We start from the raw sequence: 24,624 nt of genomic DNA, 5'->3' as shown, positions 1-24,624 counted from the left end.
GCGTGTGGGAAAAGTTCAGTGACTCCGAAGGTTCAGTGACTCCATAGTGAAAACAAACATTCTGACCACACGATAAACGAAAAAGCCGTTCACGTCGCCATGAACGGCCTTTTGCGGTACCCGAAAGCCGATCAGTTCGAACCCGCGACTTTGGGCGCGTCTTCGTAGATCAGTAAGGGCTTGCCGTCGCCGTCGATAACGTTGTCGTCAATGATGACCTTGCTGACACCTTTCATTTGCGGCAGATCGTACATGACGTCCAGCAACGCCTGTTCCAGAATGGAGCGCAGCCCGCGCGCGCCCGTCTTGCGACGGATCGCCTTCCGCGCCACGGCCTGCAACGCAGCCGGGCGAATTTCGAGCTCGACGCGTTCCATGTTGAACAGCTTGTGGTACTGCTTCACCAGCGCATTCTTCGGTTCGACGAGGATTTTCATCAGCGCCGTTTCGTCGAGCTTGCCGAGCGTGGCAACCACCGGGAGACGGCCGATCAGTTCCGGAATCAGGCCGAACTTGATCAGATCTTCCGGCTCCACCTCACGCAGCACTTCGCCGGCGTCGCGGTCCTGCTTGCTCTTCACGCTGGCGCCAAAGCCGATGCCGGTCTTTTCAGTACGATCGACGATGACTTTTTCGAGGCCGTCGAACGCGCCACCGCAAATGAACAGAATGTTGGTGGTGTCGACCTGGATGAAGTCCTGATTCGGATGCTTGCGGCCGCCCTGCGGCGGCACCGACGCCATCGTGCCTTCAACCAGCTTGAGCAAGGCCTGCTGCACGCCCTCGCCCGACACGTCGCGGGTAATGGACGGGTTATCGGACTTGCGGCTGATCTTGTCGATTTCGTCGATATAGACAATGCCCCGTTGGGCCTTGTCCACTTCGTAATTGCAGTTTTGCAGCAGCTTCTGGATGATGTTCTCGACGTCTTCACCCACGTAACCCGCCTCAGTGAGCGTGGTTGCATCGGCAATGACGAAGGGGACGTTCAGAAGACGCGCGAGCGTTTGCGCAAGCAAGGTCTTGCCCGAACCGGTCGGGCCGATCAGCAGGATGTTGCTCTTGGACAGCTCGATCTCATCCTTCTTGTCGAGATGCTTCAGGCGCTTGTAGTGGTTGTAAACCGCGACCGCGAGAATTTTCTTCGCGCGTTCCTGACCGATCACATACTGATCCAGGATTTCACGGATTTCCTGCGGACTCGGCAGGTCGGACTTGGACAAGCCCGCCTCGATACCCGCGCCTGCTGCTTCGTCGCGAATGATTTCGTTGCACAGGTCGATACATTCATCACAGATGAACACCGACGGGCCGGCAATCAGTTTTTTGACTTCATGCTGGCTCTTGCCGCAAAACGAGCAATACAACAGCTTTTCGCTGTTAGAACCTTTCTTGTCCGCCATAGATGTGTGAGCCTCCGGACACTCGATTACATGATACGCCGTTTGCCATAGCCTCGCAGTTGGGCGCGGCTGGGCTGAGCAAGGTGACGGCGTTTGCCGCAGGCGCTCGGACGAGTCTTGATTATTTCACAAGCGATCAGATGCCGGATTTGCCCCGATTTAGCGCAAACCCGTACCCGCTCACGGACGTTTGTGGGCTACCTGATCGACCAGACCGTAGGCTTGCGCGTCGTCGCCGGACATGAAATTGTCACGGTCGGTGTCGCGGGCAATGCGCTCGACGGGTTGGCCGGTGTGGTGCGCGAGCAGATGATTCAGCCGCTCCTTCAAATACAGGATTTCGCGCGCCTGGATTTCGATGTCCGACGCCTGACCGCGCGCGCCGCCCAACGGCTGGTGGATCATCACACGCGAGTTCGGCAGCGCGAAGCGCTTGCCCTTGGCGCCCGCTGCCAGCAGGAACGCGCCCATGCTCGCCGCCAGCCCCATGCACAGCGTTGAGACGTCCGGCTTGATGAACTGCATCGTATCGTAGATCGCCATGCCGGCCGACACCGAGCCGCCCGGGCTGTTGATGTAGAAATAGATATCTTTGTCCGGGTTCTCGCTTTCGAGAAACAGCATTTGCGCGACCACGAGATTGGCCGTCTGATCGTTCACCTCGCCGACCAGGAACACAATGCGTTCCTTCAGCAGACGCGAGTAGATGTCATACGAGCGCTCGCCCCGGCCGCTCGTTTCCACGACGATCGGCACCAGTCCGAGCGCCTGCGCTTCGAGATCCCGGGACGACTGGGAGGTCAACGTGTCCAGCATTTGGGCGCGAAAGGTCATGCAATGGATCCTTGTCTGGAAATATTCTAAATATCAGATGCTAGACAGGTGTGGTCGACCAACCCGTATTCAAGTGCGCGATTGGTGCGAAGGCGCGCGCCAGATGATGCAAAACGCACGCGCATTGACAGCAAAAAGCGGCACAAAAAAACGGCGTGCGGGCCGTCGCTCCGACAGCCGGCACGCCGTTGCAGCGACGCTTACGCTTGCGCTGTTGCGCTTGCCAGTTCTTCGAAGCTCACTTCCTTGTCCGTCACCTTGGCCTTGCTCAGCACGAATTCGACGACGTTGGCTTCAACGACGTATGCTTCCATTTCAGCAAGGCGTTGCTGGTTCGAATAATACCAGCGGACGACTTCCTTCGGGTCTTCATAGCTTTTCGCGAACTCGTCGACCTCGGCGCGGATCTGCTCCGGCTTGGCCTGCAGGTCGTTCGCCTTCACCAGCTCGGCCAGCACGAGGCCCAGCTTGACGCGGCGCTCGGCCTGTTCCTTGAACATGGCGGCCGGGATCGGCGCGTCCTTCGCGTTCGGCACGCCACGCTGTTCCAGATCCTGGCGAGCCATTGCGACGAGGCGCTCCTGGTCCTGTTCGATCAGCGCGTTCGGCACGTCGAGTTCCGAAATCTTCAGCAGCGCGTCCATCACCTGATTCTTGACGATGGCTTGCGTGCGGCGCTTGGCTTCGCGCTCCAGATTGTCTTTGATCTCGGCGCGCATTTTGGTCAGATCGCCGTCTTCAATGCCCAGCGACTTTGCGAATTCCGCGTCGATTTCCGGCAGATGCGGCCACTCGATCTTCTTCATGGTGATCGTGAATTGCGCCGTCTTGCCTGCCACGTCCTTGCCGTGGTAGTCGGCCGGGAATGCCAGATCGAATTCCTTCGATTCGCCAACCTTCAGCCCCGAGGCTGCTTTTTCGAATTCCGGCAGCATGCGGCCTTCGCCCAGCACGAACGCGAAGTCTTCGGCGCTGCCGCCCTCGAACACTTCACCGTCGATCTTGCCGACGAAGTCGACCGTCACGCGATCGCCTTCCTTCGCCGCCGTGTCACCGCCGCCGTCGCCGTGCTCGCCCGCTTCGCCGCGAGCGTGGAAATGCACACGCTGCTTGCGCAGAATCTCCAGCGTGCGGTCGATTTCCGCCTCGCTGATGGTGGTCGTGGTGCGTTCGATTTCAGCCGTGGCGACGTCGCCCAGCTTCACTTCCGGGTAGACCTCGAAGGTCGCGTCGAACGCGTAATCGCCTTCAACGGCGTCGGTCTTCGGCGCAAAGCTCGGCTGGCCGGCTACGCGCAGATTTTCAGCGCGGCTGATGTCGAAGAATTCCTTGCCGACCTTGTCGCTCAGCACTTCAGCTTCCACCTGGCCCGAATACTGTTGCGTCACCATCTTGAGCGGCACCTTGCCCGGGCGGAAACCCGGCATGCGCACGTTCTTCGCGAGTTGGCGGATACGCGAATCCACTTCCTTCTGCACGGTGTCTTTCGGCAGGGAAATCGTTACGCGGCGTTCGAGCTTGCCGAGGTTTTCAACAACGTTAGCCATGGCTTCAATCGTCCTAAAATTATTCGAGCGAATTCAGTTATCTTCTCGTGCCGCGCTTGCGCGCCTGCGCCGCGGGCTTGCAGGCCGCCGGCAGCACGGTTGGGTCCAAAGAGCCGAATATTTTAGCAAACTATTTGCGCGCCTAACCGGGATTCGATAGTTGCGCGCATTTTTCCCGGCATTCGCAGCCCTTTCCTGTCTCTTTTTGAGGTGATTTCGCGCTTCGCCGACGATGCCGCAGCGCGAGGACCGGCCCGGCGTCGCGCTACCCGTCGCAATGCACGGAGATTCCGTCTATGCCTTTCGACATATTCAGTCGGCGCGCCCATGCTGATAAGCTAGCGAACGCGCTCGGGGCTGTCCTTCTTCCGCTGCTTGCCGGTGTTTAATGCACTGCCAGGCCCGCACTGCCAGGCCCGCCCGCAACGATTCCAATCATTCAGAGACATCATGCCGAATTCGCCTGTCGTCGTCATCGCCCCCGATTCCTTCAAAGGCTCGCTCAGCGCCGAACAGGTCGCACAGGCGATCGCGTCCGGCGTGCGGCGCGCCCGTCCGGACGCCGACGTCCGTATCTGCCCGATGGCGGACGGCGGCGAGGGCACGCTCGACGCCATGCTCACGAGCGGCGGCGAGCGCCGCAAGCTGACCGTGCGCGGCGCGGCCGGCCCCGTGCGCGAAGCGTTCACGGGCGTGCTCGCAGACGGCAGCGCGATCGTGGAAACCGCGGAAATCGTCGGCATCACCGACCCCATTGGAATGAGTGTGCCTGTTGAAGCGCGCAGCACGCGCGGCATGGGCGAAGCGATCAGTGCGTTGCTCGACGCGGGCGTGCGGCGGTTTTTCGTGGCGCTCGGCGGCAGCAGCACGAATGACGGCGGTGCGGGCCTGCTCGTCGGTCTCGGCCTCAAACTTTTCGACGCGCAAGACAGGGAGCTCGATCCCTCGCCGGAACAACTCGCTCGCGTCGCACGCGTCGACGTTTCCCGACTCGACGCCCGGCTCCCGAACACACAATTCATCGGCATGTCGGATGTGGACAATCCGTTGACCGGCGAGCATGGTGCGACTGCGGTTTTCGGTCCACAAAAAGGCGTCAAGCCGGAACAGGTCGCCCCTATCGACGCCGCCCTCGCCGGCTTCGCCGATCTGCTGGAAGCGGCGCTCGGGCGCACGGCCCGCGACCTGCCCGGCGCGGGCGCAGCTGGCGGCCTCGGCTTCGCATTACACATGCTCGGCGCGCAATTCGAGCCGGGCGCGGAAACGGTCGCACGCGAGATCGGCCTCGACGCGGCACTCGAGGGCGCGAACTGGCTGATCACCGGCGAAGGACGCTCGGACGTGCAAACACTGCACGGCAAGGCGCCTTTCATTGCCTGCCGTCATGCGCAGGCGATCGGCGTGCCGGCCACGCTGCTTTCGGGCGCGGTGGACTCCGCCGCGTTGCCGCGTCTCGCCGAATATTTCTGCGGTTGCTTCTCGCCGGCTCCTGGACCGATCACGCTTGAATTGGCGATCCGCGACGCCGCGCGTCTCCTGGCGGATGAGGCCGAACAACTGACGCGTTTGAAGTACGGCGCGCGTTGACCCGGCGGCACGGTTGCGGCAACAATCACAGCGCCACAACCGCGTCACTCATCTCGGGAAGACCATGAAGGACTCCGCCAAAGCCGGCCTGGAACAGCTCCTCACGTATCGGCTGCATGTGCTCAACAAGCTCGCCGAGCGGGGTATCAGCGTGCGCTACCAGGACAAGCTCGGCGTGACCTTGCCGGAAGCCCGCGTCATCGCGTCAGTGGGATCGTTCGGACCGTTCTCGATCATGGAACTCGCGAGGCATGCCAATCTCGACAAGAGCCAGGCGAGCCGCGCCGCCGAGGCGTTGATCAAACAGGGGCTCGTCAAGCGCGAGCCTAGTGTCGAAGACGGCCGCGTGGTACTCGTCTCGCTCACACCCGAAGGGCGCGCGCTGTATCGCAAAGTGATGCCGATTGCGCGCAAATGGAACGGCGATCTGTTCAACTGTCTCGACGAGAAAGAAAAGCTCGCCCTCGGCGAAGCGCTCGACAAGGTCATTGAAACGATGGCCGCGCGTGATGTATGAGACGCGAATGAACCGCGAGTCAAAGAGGCACTGAGAAATCGCGCGGGCGCTCAGGCTCGCCGCGCGTTGGGTCAGCAGCGCGGTCAGTCGTTGTTAAATCGCAGTCAGATAACTCGCTGGCAGACAGACACAAAAACAGACACAAAAACAGATGCAACTTGCGCGTCGTCTATCGCAACGCGCGCGCAAATCAAGTGTTTCCGTCACGCCCACGCCCGGCTTCTGACCCGACCGTCCCGCTGCTAGCCGATGGCTTCATCGCGTCTTGAGGCGAGGCGCTTGCCGCCTGCGTCGCATCCAATGCACCGTCAGGCGCATTCGCGAGACCGCTCGCAACGCTCCCCGGCACGGCAGCCGCGACATCGCCCGTCGGCATCTGGTGCTGAACGCTGCGAGCCAAGCGCCAGGCAATCGCCGCCAGCGAGCCGACGGCCAGAAGCAGCGCCCCCCACAGCAGGTAGCGACGGTATGCATCGGCATTCGCTGCCGATCGGGCGTTCGCACTTTGCGCGACCGTCAGTGCTTCGCCGACCCGCGCCGTTGCCGGAACCGACGATGCGCCCATCAGCAGTTCGTCCCGGCTGACCGCCGTCGAGACCGCGGCGGCATTGCCCACGCCGAGCGTAAAAGGCGCCGACCCGCGGGCGACGAAAGTCAGCGTCGCCGGATGCCAGCCCGCCGCGATGGTCAATGTGCCGCTTCCAAGCCCGCCGTTGCGCGTGTCGACGACCACTCGCCAGTGGCGGTCCGTGTCAGGCGTCAATTGCAGCGAAGGGTTGTGCTGCTCGACTTCGCCGTTGTGCAAGCGGAACAGCGTCGCGCTCGACACCGCGCGCCAGGCCGCGCCGAGTTCGCCGCGCGAATAGACGACGGCGGGCGCCACCGTATTCGGCTGCGGCAGATTGAGCCGCAAACGGTCGACGGGATACGGTCCGCCGGTGGAGAAAAAATATTCGCCGGCCTTCAGGCCCGCTTGAGCGACGATCCCTTCACGCCACTCGCGCTGTTTGTCGGCGAGTTGCGCGCGCCCGGCGCCGGCCGCCTGCACTTCCATGTCCATCGACTCGACATACGGCGCGCCGTCGAGCCAGCGCAAGCGCAGATAACGCGCGCGGGCGCCGTTCAGTTCGATGCGGTCCTGGCTCAGCGTGCTGCCGTTGTAGCTGACCTTGAGCAGTTGCGCGTCGCCGGCCGGCTGCCAGTTGCGAAGATCGTCGCTCGACTCGGCAGACACACGTCCCTGGTAATTGTCGTCGCGCAGATGAATAAGCAACGCGCTCGCGCGGCCCTCACGCGACGCTTGGCCCGCATCGATCAGATCCATGTCGTGTTGCGCGCGGCCAGGCGGGGCGGCGGTCGCGCGCAGCGAGCCGTCGGCCGCGATCGTGACGCCAAGCGGCGCACCGGACGGGCCAGCGGACATAGGCCGAAGCGGAAACCATCTGACCGGCCGCAGTTCGGGCGGCGTGCGGGCCAACTCACGCGGCGCCTCGAGAGAATACGGCACCGGCTCGCCCGCGCCGTTGAAAACGCGCACGTCGCCGAGGTCGTTACGCTGACTGGCCGCGTAGACCGCGGCCGGCAGCGTCACGCTGTAATACGCGGCGCCGTCTTCGAGCTGAAGCGCAAAGTGTCGCGCGAAATCTTCGGCGCAAGCGGGCACCGCTGCCCACGCCGACACGATCGCGAGACACCAGCCGGTCACTTTGAGAACGTGCTTCATTATTCAGTTTCCCCGACTACGAGCTTGGGCGGCAACGGCGAGAAGTAGCCGATCAGCAACAACATCAAACCGATACCGATAAACGATACGATCCGCTCGATACCGGTCACATGCGACAGGTCGAACAGGAACAGCTTGACGACGGTCCCGCCGAGCAACGCGCCGCCGATGAACCAGACGATGCGGCTCGCCCCTCGCGTCGCCCAGACCATCGTCGCGAGCGCGCACACCGTCCAGAATACCGATACCGACGCCTGCACGAGCATCGACTGCGACATCTGCGCGAACTCGTAGGGCACGCCGGTCCAATGGTGCAGCGTACGCAACAGCATTGCGTTCAACCAGATGAAGCCGGTCGCGCCGGCCGCGACTTGCAAGGGCAGTCGATAGTCGCCGAGCCGCACACCGAGGCGATGAACCCGTACGAGCCATAGCACCGCGAGCGCGAAGATCACGGCCTGCACCAGATCGAGCGGATTGAACAACGGCAGGCGCGCCCACGCGCCGCCGTCCTGCGTGAGGTTCGCATAGAAGGTCCATAGCCACATCACGAGCACAAGCGGCGTCGACGCGATCGCGCACAGACGCACGATGCTGTCGCGCCGTGCGAGCCACAAGCCCGCAAACGCGAAGGCGCTCCAGCCGACCAGAAGCACCTGCTGCAACGTGAACGACGTCAGCACCGCATCGATATCGTACGTCGCGCGGAAATGATGATGCAGTGTACGGAGAAGCAACGCGTTGAACCACAGGAACAGCGTGGCGAGCACGGCGTAATCGAAAGCGCGCGGATGCCACTGCACGCCCAATGCGCGCAGCCGTCGCAGCCATACGGCGCAGGCGACGAACACGAGTATCTGAGCCACGTCGAGCGGATTCACGATCGGCAGCCAGAAAAGCGGCGCGGCGCTGCCGTCGCTCCTCACGCTTGCGATGCTCCACGCCCACAGCAATGCGGCGAGCGGCGCCGCGGCCCACACCTGATACGCCTGCGTGAAGCGCGCGACCGGCCAGCGCAAACGGTGCGCCGCGCCGGCCAGCAGCAGCAGCAGCGTGCCGAAGCCATACGCCCACGCGCTCCAGCTCCACGCGCCTTCGGGCACGTAAACGCGTAACGCCCAATAGCCTTCGAGCGCGGCGAGTGCGCCGGCGGTCCAGAACATCAATGTGTGCAGTGGCGCGAGAACGCGGTCGCCGACATCGCGCTGCTGACGCCACAACAGCACATATGTGCAGACGGCGACAAGCGCGCAAACCAGCCAGCCATAGCCGCTCACAGGCGTCCGGTTCAACGTGAAGAGACCCACAGTCAGCACCGCGAGGACCGGCACCAGCGCAAGCGCGGGCAATCCGGCGAGCGGCCAGCGCAGCCTGCGGCGCGCGCCGTAAGCGAGCCACGCAGTGAGCACGGCGAAGAGAGCGAAGAGCGCGGTACCGACGCGGTGGAAATCGGCGGATACATAATCGTGCACGAACGTCTGGATTTCCGTCAGGCCGCCGAAGATCCACCACGATAGTCCCCACACGCTAGCGACGATCCCAGGCTGCGGCATCCACGCGTGCCACTCACGGGCTTCACTGCGGCCATGCAAACGCCATCCCGTGAAGATGCCCGCAAGTGCGATCAGCGCGGTCGCCAGATAGGCGCCGTTCAGAACCGGCAAAACATGGATCGATGGCGCCATGCTGCCGACGACGAATGCGCCCGCAGCGGCCAGTTGCATCAGCATGCCGAAAGCGAACGCGACGAGGCGTCGTTGCCGCACGGCAAGCCATGTGACGGCGGCGCCTTCGATGGCCCATGTTGCGCTCGTGGTCGGTCCGGTGAAAGCAAGCGGCACGGCGAGCGTGGCGAAGATCACCGCGAGCGCGAACATCGCATCGAACAGCATGCCGAGGCGCCCCCTGCGCCGCGAGAGCCAGCCCGCGATCGCGAGGTAGAACACGGCGAGCGCCACGGCGCTCCACGCGAGTCCGAACTCGGTGCCTTTCATCAACGCGGCTTGCAAGCCCATTGCGACGAGCGGCGTGCCGAACACAAGCGTGCCGTCGACGTAGTGCTTGAGCGTCAACTCGCGGCGCACCGCGTAAAGCAGCGCGATGCCAACATACATCACGAAGAACAGAATCAGAAATGGCTCGGTGCTGCCGAGCAGTTCCGGACGATACGCGGTCACGCCCCACACCGCGCCGATCGAAAACGTAAAGACGAAGCCGAGAAGATTCAGCGGACGCCATGCCTTGAACCATGCGATCGCGAAGATGCCCGCGTTGAGCAACGCGTAGTAGCTGAACAGCATCACATGATTGCCCCCGCCGGTCGACAGCAACAGCGGCGCGAGAAAACCGCCGGCGCTACCCATGAACGCCAGCGACGAAGCGTTCTGCCGTACCGCGAGAAACGCGCTCAGCGCGCAGATGGCGATCATCAGCGGCAACGCTGCGGCGGCGGGCAGCAGATGGTAGAGGCGCGTCGCGGCGAACACCGTCAGGTACAGTGCGCCGACACCGCCGCCCTGCAGGACGAGCCCGTACGCGCCGCGCGTGTCGCCAATGCGCCAGCCGAGTACGAGCAAGGCCATCGCGGTGAGCGCGACCCCGGCGAGGCGGAATTCGATCGGCAGCAGACTGTTGTCGGCGGCGTATTTGAGCAGGAACGCAATGCCGAAGAACAGCACAACGATGCCGACACGCACCACCGTGTTGCCGCCGAAGAGCCAGTCGCGGCCCGCTTTGAACAGACGCTCGACGACGCCGGGGCCGCGCGGAGGCGCCGGTGGAGTCCGGGCTTCGGGATGATCGGTGGAGACCGCTTGCGCTGGCGCGGTGGTGGGCACAACGGGCGAGATCGCTGCCTGTTGATCGACTGACGCGACAGCCTTCTCGCTGGCCGATGCTTGTGCCGCCGCCATTCGTGCCGTCAGCGTCACCGGCGCCTGTGGCGGGATCGCGTAGCGATGTTCCGTGGCGCGCGGCGAAACCGCCTCGGGAGTCGCCGCCTCGCGTTGTGCTATGGGATGCGCTTGTGGTCGTGTCTGCGCTTGTGCCTGTGCCTGCGCGTCGTCCGTTGCAATGCCCTCGCCTCCACGCAACTGTCGAACTTCGCCGCGCAGCGAGACGATTTCGCGTTCCAGCCGCTCGACACGGGCAGCCAGCTCGTGAGGCGCACCCGGCGCATCCGTTGCCGCGGAAGACCGCAACGGCTCATGTGCGGCATCCGCGGGATCTTTGCTGCGCAAACGCGCCAGCGCGAAACCCGCCACCGCGCCAAGGAATGCGCCGTAGCCGACTGGAAGATGGTTCGACAACGAAGCCAGGATGCCGACGACAGCGCCCAGCACCACAAATATCACGCTCATCGCACCCCTCTTTTATTGTCTTGTGCAGCGATTTCCGTTCAATTGCAAGGCCTGGTCGCACGGATCAGTTGGCCAGTACTGGATCAGCAAACCACCGAAAATCGGCGCGCAGAATAACATGTAAATCCGGCTTTTCAACCGGCGATCCGCTCGGACTTCGTAACGAGCCGCAACGAGGTCAATTGAAACGGAAGCGTGAGAGATCTCCGGCAACACTCGCTGAATTTTCAACGAACATTATGCGACTGATACTGGTTGATTAATCCACCGACCCACGTGCCGGATTATCGGCCGACAGCAAGCATTATCGGCAGATCAGTAACGGCGCAAAAAGCGGATGCGATTCTCCGGCAGCAGCGAACCACGCCTACGCCGCTGTCTTCGCGGCTACCCGCCAACCGTGTCAAAATTCCGGATCGGCCGGCGTGCCTCATCATGCACGCGGTCGTGCAAATCCAGCCATCCAATTTATTCAGGGAAGTTTCAGTGGACATCAACAAACAGGTCGCAGCGCTCACCGCCTCGGAACTCCAGACGGCTGGGGCCAGCCAGGCGACTGCGATTGCTGTCAGTGTGCTGCTGCGTCATCTGCGCTCGCCGGAACTGGCGAAACTGTTGTCGTCGGCATTCGAGAATCATCAGGCGGTCATGCTGCAAACGCCTTGGCCCGATCCGATGCTGCAGGCATTCGAATCGACTCGCCGCTTTCTCGAAGGCGCCGTGCAGGCCGAGTTGCCCGGCACACAGGCGCCGCCCGAAACGCCGGGCGCCTAAGCGGCTCGAAAACAAAAAACCCCGTCAGTCCAACGACTTGACGGGGTGTTTCGCTAAAGATAAGTGGTGCGAGGGAGGGGACTCGAACCCCTACACCCTTGCGGGCGTCAGGACCTAAACCTGGTGCGTCTACCAATTTCGCCACCCTCGCAGCCGGACAAGCGTTGAGCGTCTTGTCCGATGTCCTGCACGCTTTGTGCCGCGTTCAGATGAACACGCCCAAAAGCGTAAGCGCGAGATTCTAACGCATTGGTTCGCACTTGTCTGCAACTGCCGCGCATCTGCGTGCGTGCCGCCGATGCTACAATTTTCGGCTTCATGTACGCATGCCGTGCGCTCTTCGCCTGCCCCTTTCCCACACACCAATTCCGTGAATTTCGACGAATATTGCCAGCAAAAAGCGGCGCCGCCTGGATCGAGCACTTACTACGCGCTTCGCCGGGCTCCCGCAGCCAGTCAGCCGCGGTTGACCGCGCTGTTTGCGCTGCGCCGCGAGTTCGAGGAAACGGTCAAAGAGGTCAGCGATCCAGCCATTAGCCGCACCAAACTCGCGTGGTGGCAAAACGAGCTTGGCGCATTGGCTTCGGGCTCGCCGTCGCATCCGGTTTCGAAGGCGCTGGCGGCCTCGTCGCCCGATGTAAAAGCCGAGTATCCCGCGTTGCAAGCATTGCTCACCGGCTTTGAAATGGACCTGGACCAGGCGCGCTACCTCGACTATCCGAACTTGCGGCGCTATGTGCAGGCAGTGGGCGGCACGTTTGCCTCGCTGGTGGCGCGCGCGGCGAACAAAGACACGTTCACAGACGGCGCCAAGGCCGGAACGCAAGCCCCGCCCTGGTCCGCGCCGCTAGGCGAAGCGCTGCTGCTTGCTCAGTTCGTGGTCGAAACGGGCAATGATGCGCGCCATGGCCGCATCTATATCCCCGTTGACGAAATGCAGCGCTTCAATGTGACAGCCGCGGACCTGATCAATCGAAAATATACGGACGCATTCACGGAGCTCATGCGTTTTCAGACGAAGCGTGCCCGCGATGCATTGCAGAGCGCGCTCGCCGCGATGCCCAGGAATGAGCGGCGCGCGCAGCGCACCTTGCTGGCGCAGGCCGCGCTGGCGTCCGCGCTACTGGATGAGATCGAGCGCGACGGCTATCACGTTCTCCATCAACGTATCGCGTTGACGCCGATCCGCAAACTGTGGATCGCCTGGCGCGCGAGGTAAGCGCGGCAGCATCGTGCAGCTCGGCATCGAGCGCCTAGGCTCAAACGCCGGGCTTCAAACCCGCAGCAACGGCAATGGTTCAAACCGCTGCCGCAAAATCGCCGACGCGTCGAGCCCCCACCATGGCGCTAGCACGGTCGCGTAAAGCTGGCGGAAATCGACGGCCATCGGCAAGTTGCCATTGCCGTCGAGCCGTCCCAGCTCGGGCGGCACACCGTGCAAGCCGCCGCGCACGCGTCCGCCCATCATGAAATGCGGCGCCACGGTGCCGTGGTCCGTGCCGTGGCTGTCGTTCTCACGCGGATGGCGCCCGAACTCCCCGTACGTCATCACGAGCGTGTCGTTCCAACGGCCGAGCTCGATCAGCGCCGATCTCATCGCCGCCAAGCCGTCCGCGAGTTGTTTCAATAGCGAGTGGTGCCGATCCGGCTGGTTGCGATGCGTGTCGAAGCCGTTCAGCGTCAAGCGGATCGCCGCGAAGCCGTCGTTTCTTTCCGCCTTTGCTTGCGGCGTAGCGCCGGCCGCTAGTATCCGCATCGCCGTTTCGATGGACGCGCCGAATGCGCCATAGGGAAACACGGTCTTGAATCGCAGCGGGCCCTCAATGGGATGCGGACGCCCAGCTTGTTGAGCCATGCCTACGTCGATGACGTCGAAAATTGGCGCGTGACTGACTAACGCCATCGCGCGATCGCCATTGGCGAGCGGTCCCATTTCAGCGCTGCCTATCACGACGCCCTCAGCGGCGAAACCGAAACCCGTACGCGCCCGCGCCTCTGTAAACGCGCGAGTGAGCCAGCCGTCGCGCAGATACTGATCGGAACGCGAGGCAGTGTCCCAAATCTCGATCGACCGAAAATGCGAGAGATTGGGCTGCGGATAGCCCACGCCCTGGACAATTGCCAGTTGCCGGCTTTGCCACAGCGGCATTAGCGGCTCCAGTGACGGATGCAGCGCAGTGCGCTCGTCAAGTTGGATCGCCTGCTCGCTCTTGATGCCAATGTTCTTGCGAAGCCGGTAGTACGCGGGATCGGCAAATGGGATGACGGTGTTCAAACCGTCGTTGCCGCCTTTCAGCTCGATCAGAATCAGCAAGTTGCCGTAATAGCGACGCAGCGCGGGGATGTGCGTTGCCGTGCGCGCTGCCGGCTGCGCTGCCAAATGCGCGCCAACGGTGCCGGGCAACCAGAGCGCCGCGCCGGCAGCGGCACTCATCGAGAGAAAGCGGCGTCGTTTCATCGTGTGCTCAGTTGGTTGCGTCTTAAATGGCTCGCTTCAGCAACCAGGCAAAACGACGCCACCAGGCGCCTACCGCTTATAAAGCTCGCGCACAGCGTCTTCGATATGCTGCCGTAACAAACGCCGTTCGTCCGGCGTCATATGTCCGTCACGGCGGCGTTGATCGAGATCGGGGGGAACTGCGGTGCGCAACATCACGTCTGATGCAGGGCGCTCACTGTTGGCACTATGGTGGTTTGCCTTCGGGTTGCCGAGCCTGGGCGCGCGCTCACTCGCAGCTCTGTCGGCGGAAGGCTGGGCGTGGGCGAGCGTGGGTCCTAGTGTGCCTGCAAACGTACCGGCAACCGCCAGTGCTATCACGCTCAGGCGCACATTCGGCCAAACCCCTCCCTTCATGTTGTTCCCTTCGTGGCGCGGCAACCGGCTACCTCAAATGCGTATGACAAACCCGGTAACGAGCCGGGCGCGTGGGTTTTAGTCGAGTGAAGTATCCACCGAAGAGCCGCATTCAGTAAAGGAGTCTAACCGCCGCCGCTTTACGTCGTGCCACAGGGCGGGTAAATTTTGTAACTGACTGTAACTCGATAAATGATGCAAACGCGCACCCCTTTCTAATCGCGCTAAGATGCCGACCATGGAAACCAAAAACCCTTCGAAAATCCTCGTCGTCGACGACGATCCGCGCCTGCGCGATCTGCTGCGGCGCTACCTCGGCGAACAAGGCTTCAATGTCTATGTCGCCGAAAATGCGCCATCCATGAACAAGCTATGGGTGCGTGAGCGGTTCGATCTGCTGGTGCTCGACCTCATGCTGCCAGGCGAAGACGGCCTGTCCATCTGCCGGCGTCTGCGGGGCAGCAACGACCGCACGCCGATCATCATGCTGACGGCCAAGGGTGAAGACGTCGACCGCATCGTCGGCCTCGAAATGGGCGCCGACGACTATCTTCCGAAGCCATTCAATCCGCGCGAGCTCGTCGCACGGATTCACGCCGTGTTGCGCCGTCAGTCGCCATCGGAGCTGCCGGGCGCACCGTCCGAAACCACCGAGGTCTTCGAGTTCGGCGAGTTCGCGCTGAATCTCGCCACCCGCACGCTCACCAAGGCCGGCCAGGAAATTCCGCTGACCACGGGCGAATTTTCGGTGCTCAAGGTGTTTGCGCGTCATCCGCGCCAGCCGTTGTCGCGTGAAAAGCTCATGGAGCTGGCTCGCGGCCGCGAGTACGAAGTGTTCGACCGCAGCCTCGACGTGCAGATCTCGCGTCTTCGCAAGCTGATCGAACCTGATCCGGGCAGCCCGCGTTTTATCCAGACCGTGTGGGGTCTGGGCTACGTGTTCATCCCCGACGGCGCAGCCTGAGTTTGCTGAGTTTGTTGACACCTCCTGCTTTTGTTTTCAGATAAGAAGGGCCCATGCGGATCGACCGGCGCCTCCTGACGCTCGCGTTCGGCGGCCTTTTCTGGCGGACCTTTCTGTTGATCGCGCTGTTGATCGCAGTCAGTCTCGCCGCGTGGTTCCAGAGCTTCCGGGTGATCGAACGCGAGCCGCGCGCGCAGCGCGTGGCGTTGCAGCTCGTCGCGATCGTGAAGCTCACTCGCACCGCACTCCTCTATTCCGATCCCGATCTGCGGCGCGCGTTGCTGCAAGATCTGGAAAGTAATGAAGGGGTGCGCGTGTATCCGCGCGAAACCACCGACAAGTACAAACTCCAGCCCGACGAATCGCTGAACCGGCTGATCGAACATGACATTCGTGGCCGTCTCGGCGACGACACCGTGATCGCGCAGAGCGTCAACGACATCCCCGGCGTCTGGATCAGCTTCAAGATCGACGACGACGACTACTGGGTCGCGCTCGACCGTGATCAGCTCGACAACGCGACCGGCTTGCAATGGGCCGGCTGGGGTGTGTTCGCGCTTGCGCTGTCGCTGTTCGGCGCCGCGTTCATCACGAGTCTCGTGAACCGGCCGTTCGCCCGTCTCGCGATGGCCGCACGCAAGGTCGGCTCCGGGCAATCGCCCGAACCTCTGCCCGAGCGCGGCATGGGCGTGGCCGCCGAAACCAATCGCAGTTTTAACCAGATGGTGCAGGACCTCGAACAGCTCGAGGCCGACCGCGCGCTGATGCTCGCCGGCATTTCCCACGACCTGCGCACGCCCCTCGCGCGGCTACGGCTCGAAACCGAAATGAGCCCGTCCGACCAAAGCACCAAGGACGCGATGGTCGACGACATCGAGCAGATGGACATGATCATCGGCCGGTTCCTCGATTACGCGCGCCCGGTGCAACGCGTACCGGAACCTGTCGACCTCTCGGTGATCGCAGGAGAACTCGCGGCGCGGATGCAAAGCGAGGACAGCATGCGGCTGATTACGCGGCTCGCGCCGTCGGCGGTGATCGAGGCCGACGAAACCGATATGCGCCGCGTGGTCGGCAATCTGCTCGAGAACGCGCGCAAGTACGGTTTGAGCGACGGCGACGGCATTCCGCATGTGATTCTGGAGACGCGCGTGTCGCATTCGCGGGTCGAACTGTCGGTCGTCGACGAAGGCCCCGGCATTCCGGAAGACCAACTGTCGCTTGTCACACGGCCGTTCTATCGTGTGAATTCCGCGCGTACCCAGGCGAACGGCACGGGCCTCGGCATGGCGATCGTTCAACGTCTCGTCGGCCGCTACCGGGGCGCACTGCGGCTACGCAATCGGACGCCCGGCCCCGGTCTGGAAGTCACCATCGAGTTTCCGCTGGCCAGGGGCATCTAAGCGACAAGCAGTCTGCACGCACTCCAGGTGCCAGCCCCGTTGAATAATAACTATCCGGTTCGTTAGGAAAAAACTATTGAACCGATAGTTCAATAGAGCTATAGTTAAAAGCCCGTAACGTGCTCGTGATCACGAGCTGGTAGCCTCAACATGCTGTTTTTTCCAACACACGAAGGAGCACTCGCATGAAAACCGTTGGCGACAAACTCGAAGCGTTCACCGTCACCGCTGCCAAGCCTGGCTTCAACAATCATGAGGAAAACGGCGCCTCGGCGTTCGAAGAGATCACGGAGCAGTCGTTCCCCGGCAAGTGGAAAATCATCTACTTCTATCCGAAAGACTTTACGTTCGTGTGCCCGACCGAGATCGTCGAGTTCGGCAAGCTCGTGAAAGACTTCGAAGAGCGCGACGCGGTACTGCTAGGCGGCAGCGTCGACAACGAATTCGTTAAACTCGCCTGGCGCCGCGAGCACAAGGACCTGAGCAAGCTGAACCACTATTCATTCGGCGACGTTAAGGGCGAGTTGATCGACCAGCTCGGCGTGCGCGACAAGGAAGCAGGCGTGGCCCTGCGCGCCACGTTTATCGTCGATCCGGACAATACGATCCAGCACGTTTCGGTGAATAACCTGAACGTCGGCCGCAATCCTGAGGAAGTGCTGCGTATTCTCGACGGCCTGCAAACGGACGAACTCTGTCCGTGCAACCGCGCAGTCGGCGGCGCAACGCTGTAAGCCGTGCCGGCCCAAGCCCGCCACGCTTGAAAAAGCAGCGGGCTTTTTTATCGACAACCCGATAGGAGATAACAATGGAATTCTTGACTTCCATTAAGGCGCTCGTGCCCGACTACGCGAAAGACATCCGCCTGAATCTCGACGGCACGATCGCGCGCTCGTCGCTAGAAGGCAATGATGCGGTCGGCGTGGCGCTGGCAGCGGCCTTCGCCGCCAAAAGCACCGTGATCGTCAACGCGATTCGCAATGCAGGCGTGCTCTCTCCCGAGGAGACGAACGGCGCGCTTACCGCCGCCGCGTTGATGGGCATGAACAACGTCTGGTATCCGTACATCGAGATGGCAGACAACGCGGATCTAAAATCGCAACCGGCACAGTTACGGATGAACGCCTACGCGTCGCACGGCGGCGTGGATAAACGGCGCTTCGAGATGTATGCGCTGGCTGCCTCGATCATCGGCAAGTGTCACTTCTGCGTGAAGTCGCACTTCGATACATTGATTGCCGAAGGTATGAGCTCGACCCAGTTGCGCGACGTGGGCCGCATTGCGGCGGTGATCAACGCGGCCGCGCAGTGCATCGCAGCCGAATAGTTATTGATTCAATTTGCGCGAGGGTTGCGCGCGATCGGGCGCGGCGAGACGTCTCGCCGCCGCACGCCCGCTGTTTCCCCTTGCAGGCAAATGTGCATCAATCCTTGATCAGCAACACGACGGCCTGCGCTTCGATGCCCTCGCCTCTACCGAGATAACCGAGTTTCTCATTGGTCTTGGCTTTGACATTGACTTTTTCCGTCGGCAGGCCGAGATCGGCGGCGATGTTCGCGCGCATGCCTTCGATATGCGGCGCCAGCTTAGGCGCCTGAGCCACCACGCTACTGTCCACGTTAGCGATCGAAAAACCCGCCGCCTTCACGCGGCTCACGCACTCGCGCAGCAGCACACGGCTGTCGGCGCCGGCGAACTTCGCATCCGTATCGGAGAAATGGCGGCCGATATCGCCCATCGCGGCCGCGCCGAACAGCGCGTCGGTGATCGCGTGCAGCAGCACGTCGGCATCCGAATGGCCGAGCAGCCCACGCTCGTACGGAATCGTCACGCCGCCGATGATCAACGGACGTCCCGGCACCAGCGCATGCACGTCATACCCTTGCCCAATTCTGAAATCCATCTGCGTCAAGTCCTCAAGTCCGATAACTAAAGATGAAACTGCCTGTCACGATGCCGAAGCACGCGACAGAATCGCCTCGGCGAGGTCGAAGTCTTCCGGATACGTCACCTTGAAATTTCGCAAGCTGCCTTGCACCAGTTTCGGCGCATGCCCGGCCCATTCGATCGCGCTGGCTTCGTCGGTCAGATCGTGACCGTCGGCCTGCGCGTGCAAGATGGCTTCGCGCAACATGCCGATGCGGAACATCTGCGGGGTCTGCGCCTGCCACAGGCCGTCGCGCGATTCCGTGGAGGCAATGCGTCCATCCGCCGATGCCGCGTCGATGCGCTTTAGCGTGTCCGCGACCGGCAACGCCATGATGCCGCCCACGGCGTCGTCCCTGAGCGCGAGCGTCAGCGTGCGAATCAAGCCAGGTGTAATGCCCGGCCGGGCCGCGTCGTGCACGAGCACCCAGTCGTCGTCGCGCGCGTTGAATTCGGTGAGCGCATGCAAGCCGTTCAACACCGACGCCTGGCGCGACGGCCCGCCGCAGCGGCGCACGGCAAACCGCAAGCCGCCGAAGCGGCGCGCGTCGAAGTGCTGGTCGTCCGGCGCGATCACGACGAGCGTTTGCGCAAACTCGCTGCAGGCGTCGAACGCAGCGAGCGAATAATGCAACATGTCGCGGCCGGCGACAGTGCGATATTGTTTGGGCATCGCGGCGCCGGAACGGCTGCCGGTGCCTGCGCACGGAATCAGGGCAAATAGACGGGAAGTCACGAGTGCGGATGCCGCGAAGTCAAAGTAAAGGACGGATTTTATAATAGGTCCTTCGCATCTACGCCCGGACGCGCGTAAACTTGGCGTCCGTGTGAGCCCGAGGCCGCCTTTTCTCTTCTATGCCAGACATCGCCGCATCATCGCAGTACTCCCCGCCCGTCGCGCTCGTCAAGCCCGGCCAGCGTTTCGCCTTCGACGGCACGCACGGCTCGTCCGACGCGCTGCTGATTGCCCGCTACCATCTCGCCTATCGGGAGAAGGTGCCGCTTCTGGCGGTCGTGTGCGAGAGCGCCGTCGATGCACAGCGTCTGTCGCAGGAAATCGGCTTTTTCGCGCCGGAGGCGCGCGTGCGGCTGTTGCCCGACTGGGAAACGCTGCCTTACGACACCTTTTCGCCGCACCAGGATCTCGTCTCTGAGCGTCTTGCGACGCTGCACGATCTCGGCGAAGGCCGCTGCGACATCCTGCTGGTGCCTGCCACGACCGCGTTGTATCGGATGCCGCCCGCGTCGTTTCTCGCGGCCTACACGTTTTCGTTTTCCCAAGGCGAACGGCTCGACGAAGCAAAGCTCAAGGCGCAGTTGACGCTCGCCGGTTACGAACACGTGAGCCAGGTGGTGCGTCCGGGCGAATACTGCGTGCGCGGTTCGCTGCTCGACCTTTATCCGATGGGCTCGCCCTTGCCCTACCGGATCGATCTGTTCGACGACCAGGTCGACTCCATCCGCGCGTTCGATCCCGACACCCAGCGCAGCCTGTATCCGGTGAAAGACGTGCGTCTGTTGCCAGGCCGCGAGTTTCCCTTCGACGAAGCCGCGCGCACCGCTTTTCGCAGCCGCTGGCGCGAGACGTTCGAAGGCGATCCGAGCCGCGCTTCGATCTATAAGGACATCGGCAACGGCGTGCCGTCCGCGGGCATCGAATATTATCTGCCGCTCTTCTTCGAGGAAACGGCGACGCTGTTCCACTATCTGCCGGAAGGCGCGCAACTCGCGTTCATCGGCGATCTGGACGCGGCGATCCGGCGCTTCAGTAATGACACGAAGCAGCGCTACAACTTCCTGTCGCACGATCGCGACCGGCCCATCCTCGAGCCGCAGCGCCTGTTCCTGTCGGACGAAGATTTCTTCACGCTCGCCAAGCCGTTCGCACGGCTCCTGCTGCCGGCCAACGCGGGCGGCGGCTGGTCCACACCGCTGCCGAACCTCGCGATCGACCGTCACGCGGACGATCCCGTGTCGGGCTTGCGCGCGTATCTCGACGCCACGCCGAATCGCGTGCTGTTCCTCGCCGAATCGGCGGGCCGGCGTGAAACGCTGTTGCAGTTGCTCGCGGACAACCACCTGAGGCCGGCGTCGAGCGACAGCTTCCAGGATTGGCTCACAGGCGACGCGGTCTTTTCGCTCGGCGTCGCGCCGCTCGCGAACGGCTTTGCCGTGCCCGTCGACGGCATTGCGATCATCACCGAGACCGAGCTTTACGGGCCGCTCGCGCGACGCGCCGGGCGACGCCGCCAGGAACAGGCGAGCAACGTCGATTCGATGGTGCGCGACCTGTCCGAGCTTAAAGTCGGCGATCCGGTTGTGCATTCGCAGCACGGCATCGGCCGCTATATGGGTCTGGTCACGATGGACCTCGGTGAAGGCGAGACCGAATTCCTGCACCTCGAATACGCCGGCGACAGCAAGCTCTACGTGCCAGTCGCCCAATTGCACGTGATCTCGCGCTACAGCGGCGCCGACCCCGAAAGCGCGCCGTTGCACTCGCTCGGGTCGGGTCAATGGGAAAAGGCCAAACGCAAGGCCGCGCAGCAGATTCGCGACACCGCTGCCGAACTGCTGAACCTTTACGCACGCCGCGCCGCGCGTTCGGGCCACGCGTTCCCGCTCGAACCGAAAGACTATGTGAAGTTCGCCGAGAGCTTCGGCTTCGAGGAAACGCCCGACCAGGCCGCGGCAATCGCGGCTGTGATCGGCGACATGACGAGCGGCAAGCCGATGGACCGCCTCGTGTGCGGCGACGTGGGTTTCGGCAAGACCGAAGTCGCACTGCGCGCCGCGTTTATCGCGGTGATGGGCGGCAAGCAGGTCGCGCTGCTCTCGCCCACCACGCTGCTTGCCGAACAGCACACGCAAACCTTCACCGACCGCTTCTCCGACTGGCCCGTGCGAATCGCCGAGCTGTCGCGCTTCAAGTCGACGAAGGAAGTCAACGCGTCGATCCAGCAGATCAACGAAGGCAGCGTCGATATCGTGATCGGCACGCACAAGCTGCTGTCGTCGGATGTGCAGTTCAAGCGGCTCGGGCTCGTGATCATCGACGAGGAACATCGCTTCGGCGTGCGTCAGAAAGAGGCGTTGAAGGCGTTGCGCGCGGAAGTGGATGTGCTCACGCTCACCGCCACGCCTATCCCGCGTACGCTCGGCATGGCGCTCGAAGGGCTGCGCGATTTCTCCGTGATCGCGACCGCACCGCAAAAGCGCCTTGCAATCAAGACCTTCGTGCGTCGCGAGGAAGAAAGCGTGATTCGCGAAGCGATGTTGCGCGAATTGAAGCGCGGCGGCCAGGTCTACTTTTTGCACAACGAAGTCGAGACGATCGAGAACCGCCGGCAGATGCTCGAAGCGCTCGTGCCCGAAGCACGCATCGCGGTCGCGCATGGGCAGATGCATGAACGCGAGCTCGAACGCGTGATGCGTGACTTCGTCGCGCAACGTGCAAACGTCCTGCTTTGCACGACGATTATCGAAACCGGCATCGACGTGCCGAGCGCCAACACGATTCTGATTCATCGCTCGGACAAGTTCGGCCTCGCGCAATTACATCAATTGCGTGGACGCGTGGGACGCTCGCATCACCAGGCGTATGCCTATCTGCTCGTGCATGATCCGCAAGGGCTGACCAAGCAGGCACAACGCCGTCTCGAAGCGATCCAGCAGATGGAAGAGCTCGGCTCGGGCTTCTATCTGGCGATGCACGACCTCGAGATTCGCGGCACGGGTGAAGTGCTCGGCGACAAGCAGTCGGGCGAAATTCACGAAATCGGTTTCCAGCTTTACACCGACATGCTCAACGACGCGGTGAAGGCGCTCAAGGAAGGCAAGGAGCCCGACCTGACCGCGCCGCTTGCCGCGACCACCGAGATCAATCTGCACGCGCCGGCAATCCTTCCCGCCGACTATTGCGGCGACGTGCAGGAACGTCTGTCGCTGTACAAACGGCTCGCGAATTGCGAGCACAACGATTCGATCGACGGCATACAGGAAGAGTTGATCGACCGCTTCGGCAAGCTGCCGCCGCAAGCGCATGCGCTCGTTGAGACGCATCGCCTGCGGCTTGCGGCGAAGCCATTGGGCATTTCGAAGATCGACGCCGGCGAAGCCGTGATCGGCTTGCAGTTCATCCCCAATCCGCCGATCGACGCAATGCGTATCATCGAGATGGTGCAGAAGCACAAGCACATCAAGCTCGCGGGCCAGGACAAGCTGCGTATCGAAACGCGCAGTCCCGACCTCGCGGTGCGTGTCGCGACGGTCAAGGAGACCTTGCGGGCGTTGGGGTCGCCGAGCCGCGGCACGGCGGCAGCAGCTGCCGCGCGATGAGGTTTCGCGTCGCACGTTGCTGACGGCACGCAGCGCGGCTGCGCGAAAGACGCCATACGTCTAGCGTTTTTCCGCAATGCTGCGCTGCGCAAAACGTGCACTGCGGCATACGGGCCGGCATTTTTTGGGTATGATCGAAAGACTCAAATGCCGGAGTCTTGTCATGTCTCACGTCGCTGATTCAGCGCAGTCCTCGCAAACATCCGCCGCTGCTTCGCCGGCCTCGCTCCCTTGGGTCACCCGCCTCGTGTCGATGGATACGGTCAGCCGCAATCCCAATCTGGGTCTGATCGAAACCGTGCGCGACGAGCTGCGCGGCCTCGGCATTCAAGCCACGCTCACGCACGATGAAAGCGGCAAATGGGCCAACCTGTTCGCGACCATCCCGGCGCACGACGGCGAAACGAACGGTGGCGTCGTGCTGTCGGGTCATACCGACGTGGTGCCCGTGGACGGTCAGCAATGGGACAGCGATCCGTTCAAGCCGGAAATTCGCGGCGACAAACTGTATGGCCGCGGCACTTGCGACATGAAAGGTTTCATCGGCGCGGCGCTTACCCTTGTGCCCGACATGCAGCGCACGAAGTTGGCCAAGCCGATTCACTTCGCGCTCTCATTCGACGAGGAAGTGGGCTGCGCGGGCGCACCGCTGCTAATCGCCGATCTGATGAAACGCGGCGTGAAGCCGGACGGCTGCATCGTAGGCGAGCCGACCAGCATGCGGCCCATCGTGGCGCATAAAGGCATCAACGCTTACCAGTGCTGCGTGCGCGGCCAGGCGGCGCATTCGTCGCTCACGCCACAGGGCTTGAACGCGATCGAATACGCAGCGCGCCTCATTTGCTATATCCGCGACATGGCCGATCAGTTCCGCGAGCAAGGCCCGTTCGACGAACTGTACGACGTGCCCTTCACCACCGCGCAAACGAGCACGATCGTCGGCGGCAATGCGATCAATACGGTGCCGGCCGAGTGCAAATTCCAGTTCGAATTCCGCAATCTGCCTACGCTCGATCCCGAGCCCATCTTCGCGCGCATCGACCAGTACGCGCGCGAAACGTTGCTGCCAAAAATGTTGCGCGAGCATCCGTCCGCGGCAATCGAGATCACGAAGATCGCTGCGGCGCCCGGACTCGATTCGTCTGAGCAGGCAGCCATCACGCAACTCGTGCGGGCGCTCACCGCCGACCAGGACAAGCGCAAGGTCGCCTACGGCACGGAGGCCGGGCTGTTTTCGCTGGCAGGCATTCCGAGCATCGTGTGCGGCCCCGGCGACATCCAGCAGGCGCACAAGGCAAACGAATTCGTCGCTTTGGATCAACTCGCGGAGTGCGAGCGCTTCCTGCACAAGTTCATTCACAGCATGTCGGTGGATGCGCACGCGCACTGAAACC

The 24,624-nt window shown here is 62.6% G+C and carries 19 protein-coding genes and 1 tRNA gene; 10 read left to right on the top strand and 10 right to left on the bottom strand.

What is annotated here, in order from left to right:
* Window positions 1-131: 131 nt before the first annotated feature.
* From clpX to tig, 3 genes are all read right to left on the bottom strand, one after another.
* A complete protein-coding gene (clpX, locus tag C0Z16_RS25380) occupies window positions 132-1,403 on the bottom strand; it encodes an ATP-dependent Clp protease ATP-binding subunit ClpX (protein WP_020065906.1) in 1,272 nt (423 codons plus the stop codon).
* Window positions 1,404-1,583: 180 nt separating this feature from the next.
* Complete coding sequence (gene clpP / locus C0Z16_RS25375; RefSeq protein ID WP_006048927.1) at window positions 1,584-2,237, bottom strand: ATP-dependent Clp endopeptidase proteolytic subunit ClpP; 654 nt, start codon at window positions 2,235-2,237, stop codon at window positions 1,584-1,586.
* Between the two features lie 200 nt (window positions 2,238-2,437).
* Complete coding sequence (gene tig / locus C0Z16_RS25370; RefSeq protein ID WP_102634818.1) at window positions 2,438-3,784, bottom strand: trigger factor; 1,347 nt, start codon at window positions 3,782-3,784, stop codon at window positions 2,438-2,440.
* 450 nt (window positions 3,785-4,234) lie between these two features.
* Between tig and C0Z16_RS25365 the strand changes: the two genes are divergently transcribed.
* Window positions 4,235-5,371 (top strand): glycerate kinase, encoded by a 1,137-nt coding sequence (locus C0Z16_RS25365; RefSeq protein ID WP_102634817.1) that lies wholly within the window; start codon window positions 4,235-4,237, stop codon window positions 5,369-5,371.
* A 64-nt stretch (window positions 5,372-5,435) separates the two neighbouring features.
* Window positions 5,436-5,888 carry a MarR family winged helix-turn-helix transcriptional regulator gene (locus C0Z16_RS25360; RefSeq protein WP_102634816.1) on the top strand — a complete coding sequence of 151 codons (453 nt, stop codon included), beginning with the start codon at window positions 5,436-5,438 and terminating at the stop codon, window positions 5,886-5,888.
* Window positions 5,889-6,078: 190 nt separating this feature from the next.
* On the opposite strand, the gene C0Z16_RS25355 is transcribed toward C0Z16_RS25360, so the two are convergent.
* Both C0Z16_RS25355 and C0Z16_RS25350 read right to left on the bottom strand, forming a co-directional pair.
* Entirely contained in the window at window positions 6,079-7,611 is a 1,533-nt protein-coding gene (locus C0Z16_RS25355) for a DUF3999 domain-containing protein (protein ID WP_102634815.1), read from the bottom strand.
* Window positions 7,611-10,970 carry a DUF2339 domain-containing protein gene (locus C0Z16_RS25350; RefSeq protein ID WP_102634814.1) on the bottom strand — a complete coding sequence of 1,120 codons (3,360 nt, stop codon included), beginning with the start codon at window positions 10,968-10,970 and terminating at the stop codon, window positions 7,611-7,613. The genes C0Z16_RS25355 and C0Z16_RS25350 overlap by 1 nt, the downstream gene beginning before the upstream one ends.
* Window positions 10,971-11,456: 486 nt before the next feature.
* Between C0Z16_RS25350 and C0Z16_RS25345 the strand changes: the two genes are divergently transcribed.
* The gene (locus tag C0Z16_RS25345; RefSeq protein ID WP_102634813.1) at window positions 11,457-11,744 is read left to right on the top strand and encodes a hypothetical protein; all 288 of its coding nucleotides are present in this window, start codon (window positions 11,457-11,459) and stop codon (window positions 11,742-11,744) included.
* A 64-nt stretch (window positions 11,745-11,808) separates the two neighbouring features.
* On the opposite strand, the gene C0Z16_RS25340 is transcribed toward C0Z16_RS25345, so the two are convergent.
* Window positions 11,809-11,895, bottom strand: a tRNA-Leu gene (locus C0Z16_RS25340).
* Window positions 11,896-12,114: 219 nt separating this feature from the next.
* Between C0Z16_RS25340 and C0Z16_RS25335 the strand changes: the two genes are divergently transcribed.
* Window positions 12,115-12,963 (top strand): squalene/phytoene synthase family protein, encoded by an 849-nt coding sequence (locus C0Z16_RS25335; RefSeq protein WP_102634812.1) that lies wholly within the window; start codon window positions 12,115-12,117, stop codon window positions 12,961-12,963.
* A gap of 54 nt (window positions 12,964-13,017) precedes the next feature.
* Here the strand turns inward: C0Z16_RS25335 and C0Z16_RS25330 are convergent, their stop codons facing one another.
* Window positions 13,018-14,202, bottom strand: a complete 1,185-nt coding sequence (locus C0Z16_RS25330; protein ID WP_102634811.1) for a DUF1501 domain-containing protein — start codon at window positions 14,200-14,202, stop codon at window positions 13,018-13,020.
* Window positions 14,203-14,271: 69 nt separating this feature from the next.
* On the bottom strand, window positions 14,272-14,598 hold the full coding sequence (locus C0Z16_RS38970) for a hypothetical protein (RefSeq protein WP_102634810.1): 327 nt from the start codon (window positions 14,596-14,598) through the stop codon (window positions 14,272-14,274).
* Between the two features lie 229 nt (window positions 14,599-14,827).
* On the opposite strand from C0Z16_RS38970, the gene ompR reads away from it, so the two are divergent.
* The 4 genes from ompR (at window position 14,828) to C0Z16_RS25305 (ending at window position 18,292) form a co-directional block, all read left to right on the top strand.
* Window positions 14,828-15,562, top strand: a complete 735-nt coding sequence (gene ompR, locus C0Z16_RS25320) for an osmolarity response regulator transcription factor OmpR (protein WP_006048917.1) — start codon at window positions 14,828-14,830, stop codon at window positions 15,560-15,562.
* A 53-nt stretch (window positions 15,563-15,615) separates the two neighbouring features.
* Window positions 15,616-16,965, top strand: coding sequence for an ATP-binding protein (locus C0Z16_RS25315; protein WP_102634809.1), 1,350 nt, complete (start codon window positions 15,616-15,618; stop codon window positions 16,963-16,965).
* Between the two features lie 185 nt (window positions 16,966-17,150).
* Window positions 17,151-17,699, top strand: a complete 549-nt coding sequence (locus tag C0Z16_RS25310; RefSeq protein ID WP_102634808.1) for a peroxiredoxin — start codon at window positions 17,151-17,153, stop codon at window positions 17,697-17,699.
* A gap of 74 nt (window positions 17,700-17,773) precedes the next feature.
* Window positions 17,774-18,292, top strand: coding sequence for a carboxymuconolactone decarboxylase family protein (locus tag C0Z16_RS25305; RefSeq protein ID WP_102634807.1), 519 nt, complete (start codon window positions 17,774-17,776; stop codon window positions 18,290-18,292).
* Between the two features lie 97 nt (window positions 18,293-18,389).
* Here C0Z16_RS25305 and ispF read toward each other — a convergent pair whose 3' ends face one another.
* On the bottom strand, window positions 18,390-18,869 hold the full coding sequence (gene ispF, locus C0Z16_RS25300) for a 2-C-methyl-D-erythritol 2,4-cyclodiphosphate synthase (protein ID WP_102634806.1): 480 nt from the start codon (window positions 18,867-18,869) through the stop codon (window positions 18,390-18,392).
* Between the two features lie 45 nt (window positions 18,870-18,914).
* Entirely contained in the window at window positions 18,915-19,628 is a 714-nt protein-coding gene (ispD, locus tag C0Z16_RS25295; protein ID WP_102634805.1) for a 2-C-methyl-D-erythritol 4-phosphate cytidylyltransferase, read from the bottom strand.
* A gap of 119 nt (window positions 19,629-19,747) precedes the next feature.
* On the opposite strand from ispD, the gene mfd reads away from it, so the two are divergent.
* Complete coding sequence (mfd, locus tag C0Z16_RS25290) at window positions 19,748-23,230, top strand: transcription-repair coupling factor (protein ID WP_102634804.1); 3,483 nt, start codon at window positions 19,748-19,750, stop codon at window positions 23,228-23,230.
* Window positions 23,231-23,393: 163 nt separating this feature from the next.
* Window positions 23,394-24,620, top strand: a complete 1,227-nt coding sequence (gene argE, locus C0Z16_RS25285; RefSeq protein WP_102634803.1) for an acetylornithine deacetylase — start codon at window positions 23,394-23,396, stop codon at window positions 24,618-24,620.
* Window positions 24,621-24,624 lie beyond the last annotated feature (4 nt).

Origin of the sequence: Paraburkholderia rhynchosiae, assembly GCF_002879865.1 — a bacterium.
GTDB classification, from domain to species: domain Bacteria; phylum Pseudomonadota; class Gammaproteobacteria; order Burkholderiales; family Burkholderiaceae; genus Paraburkholderia; species Paraburkholderia rhynchosiae.
Note: the sequence above shows the minus strand (reverse complement) of the source record. Positions and strands in the feature narration are given on the sequence as shown.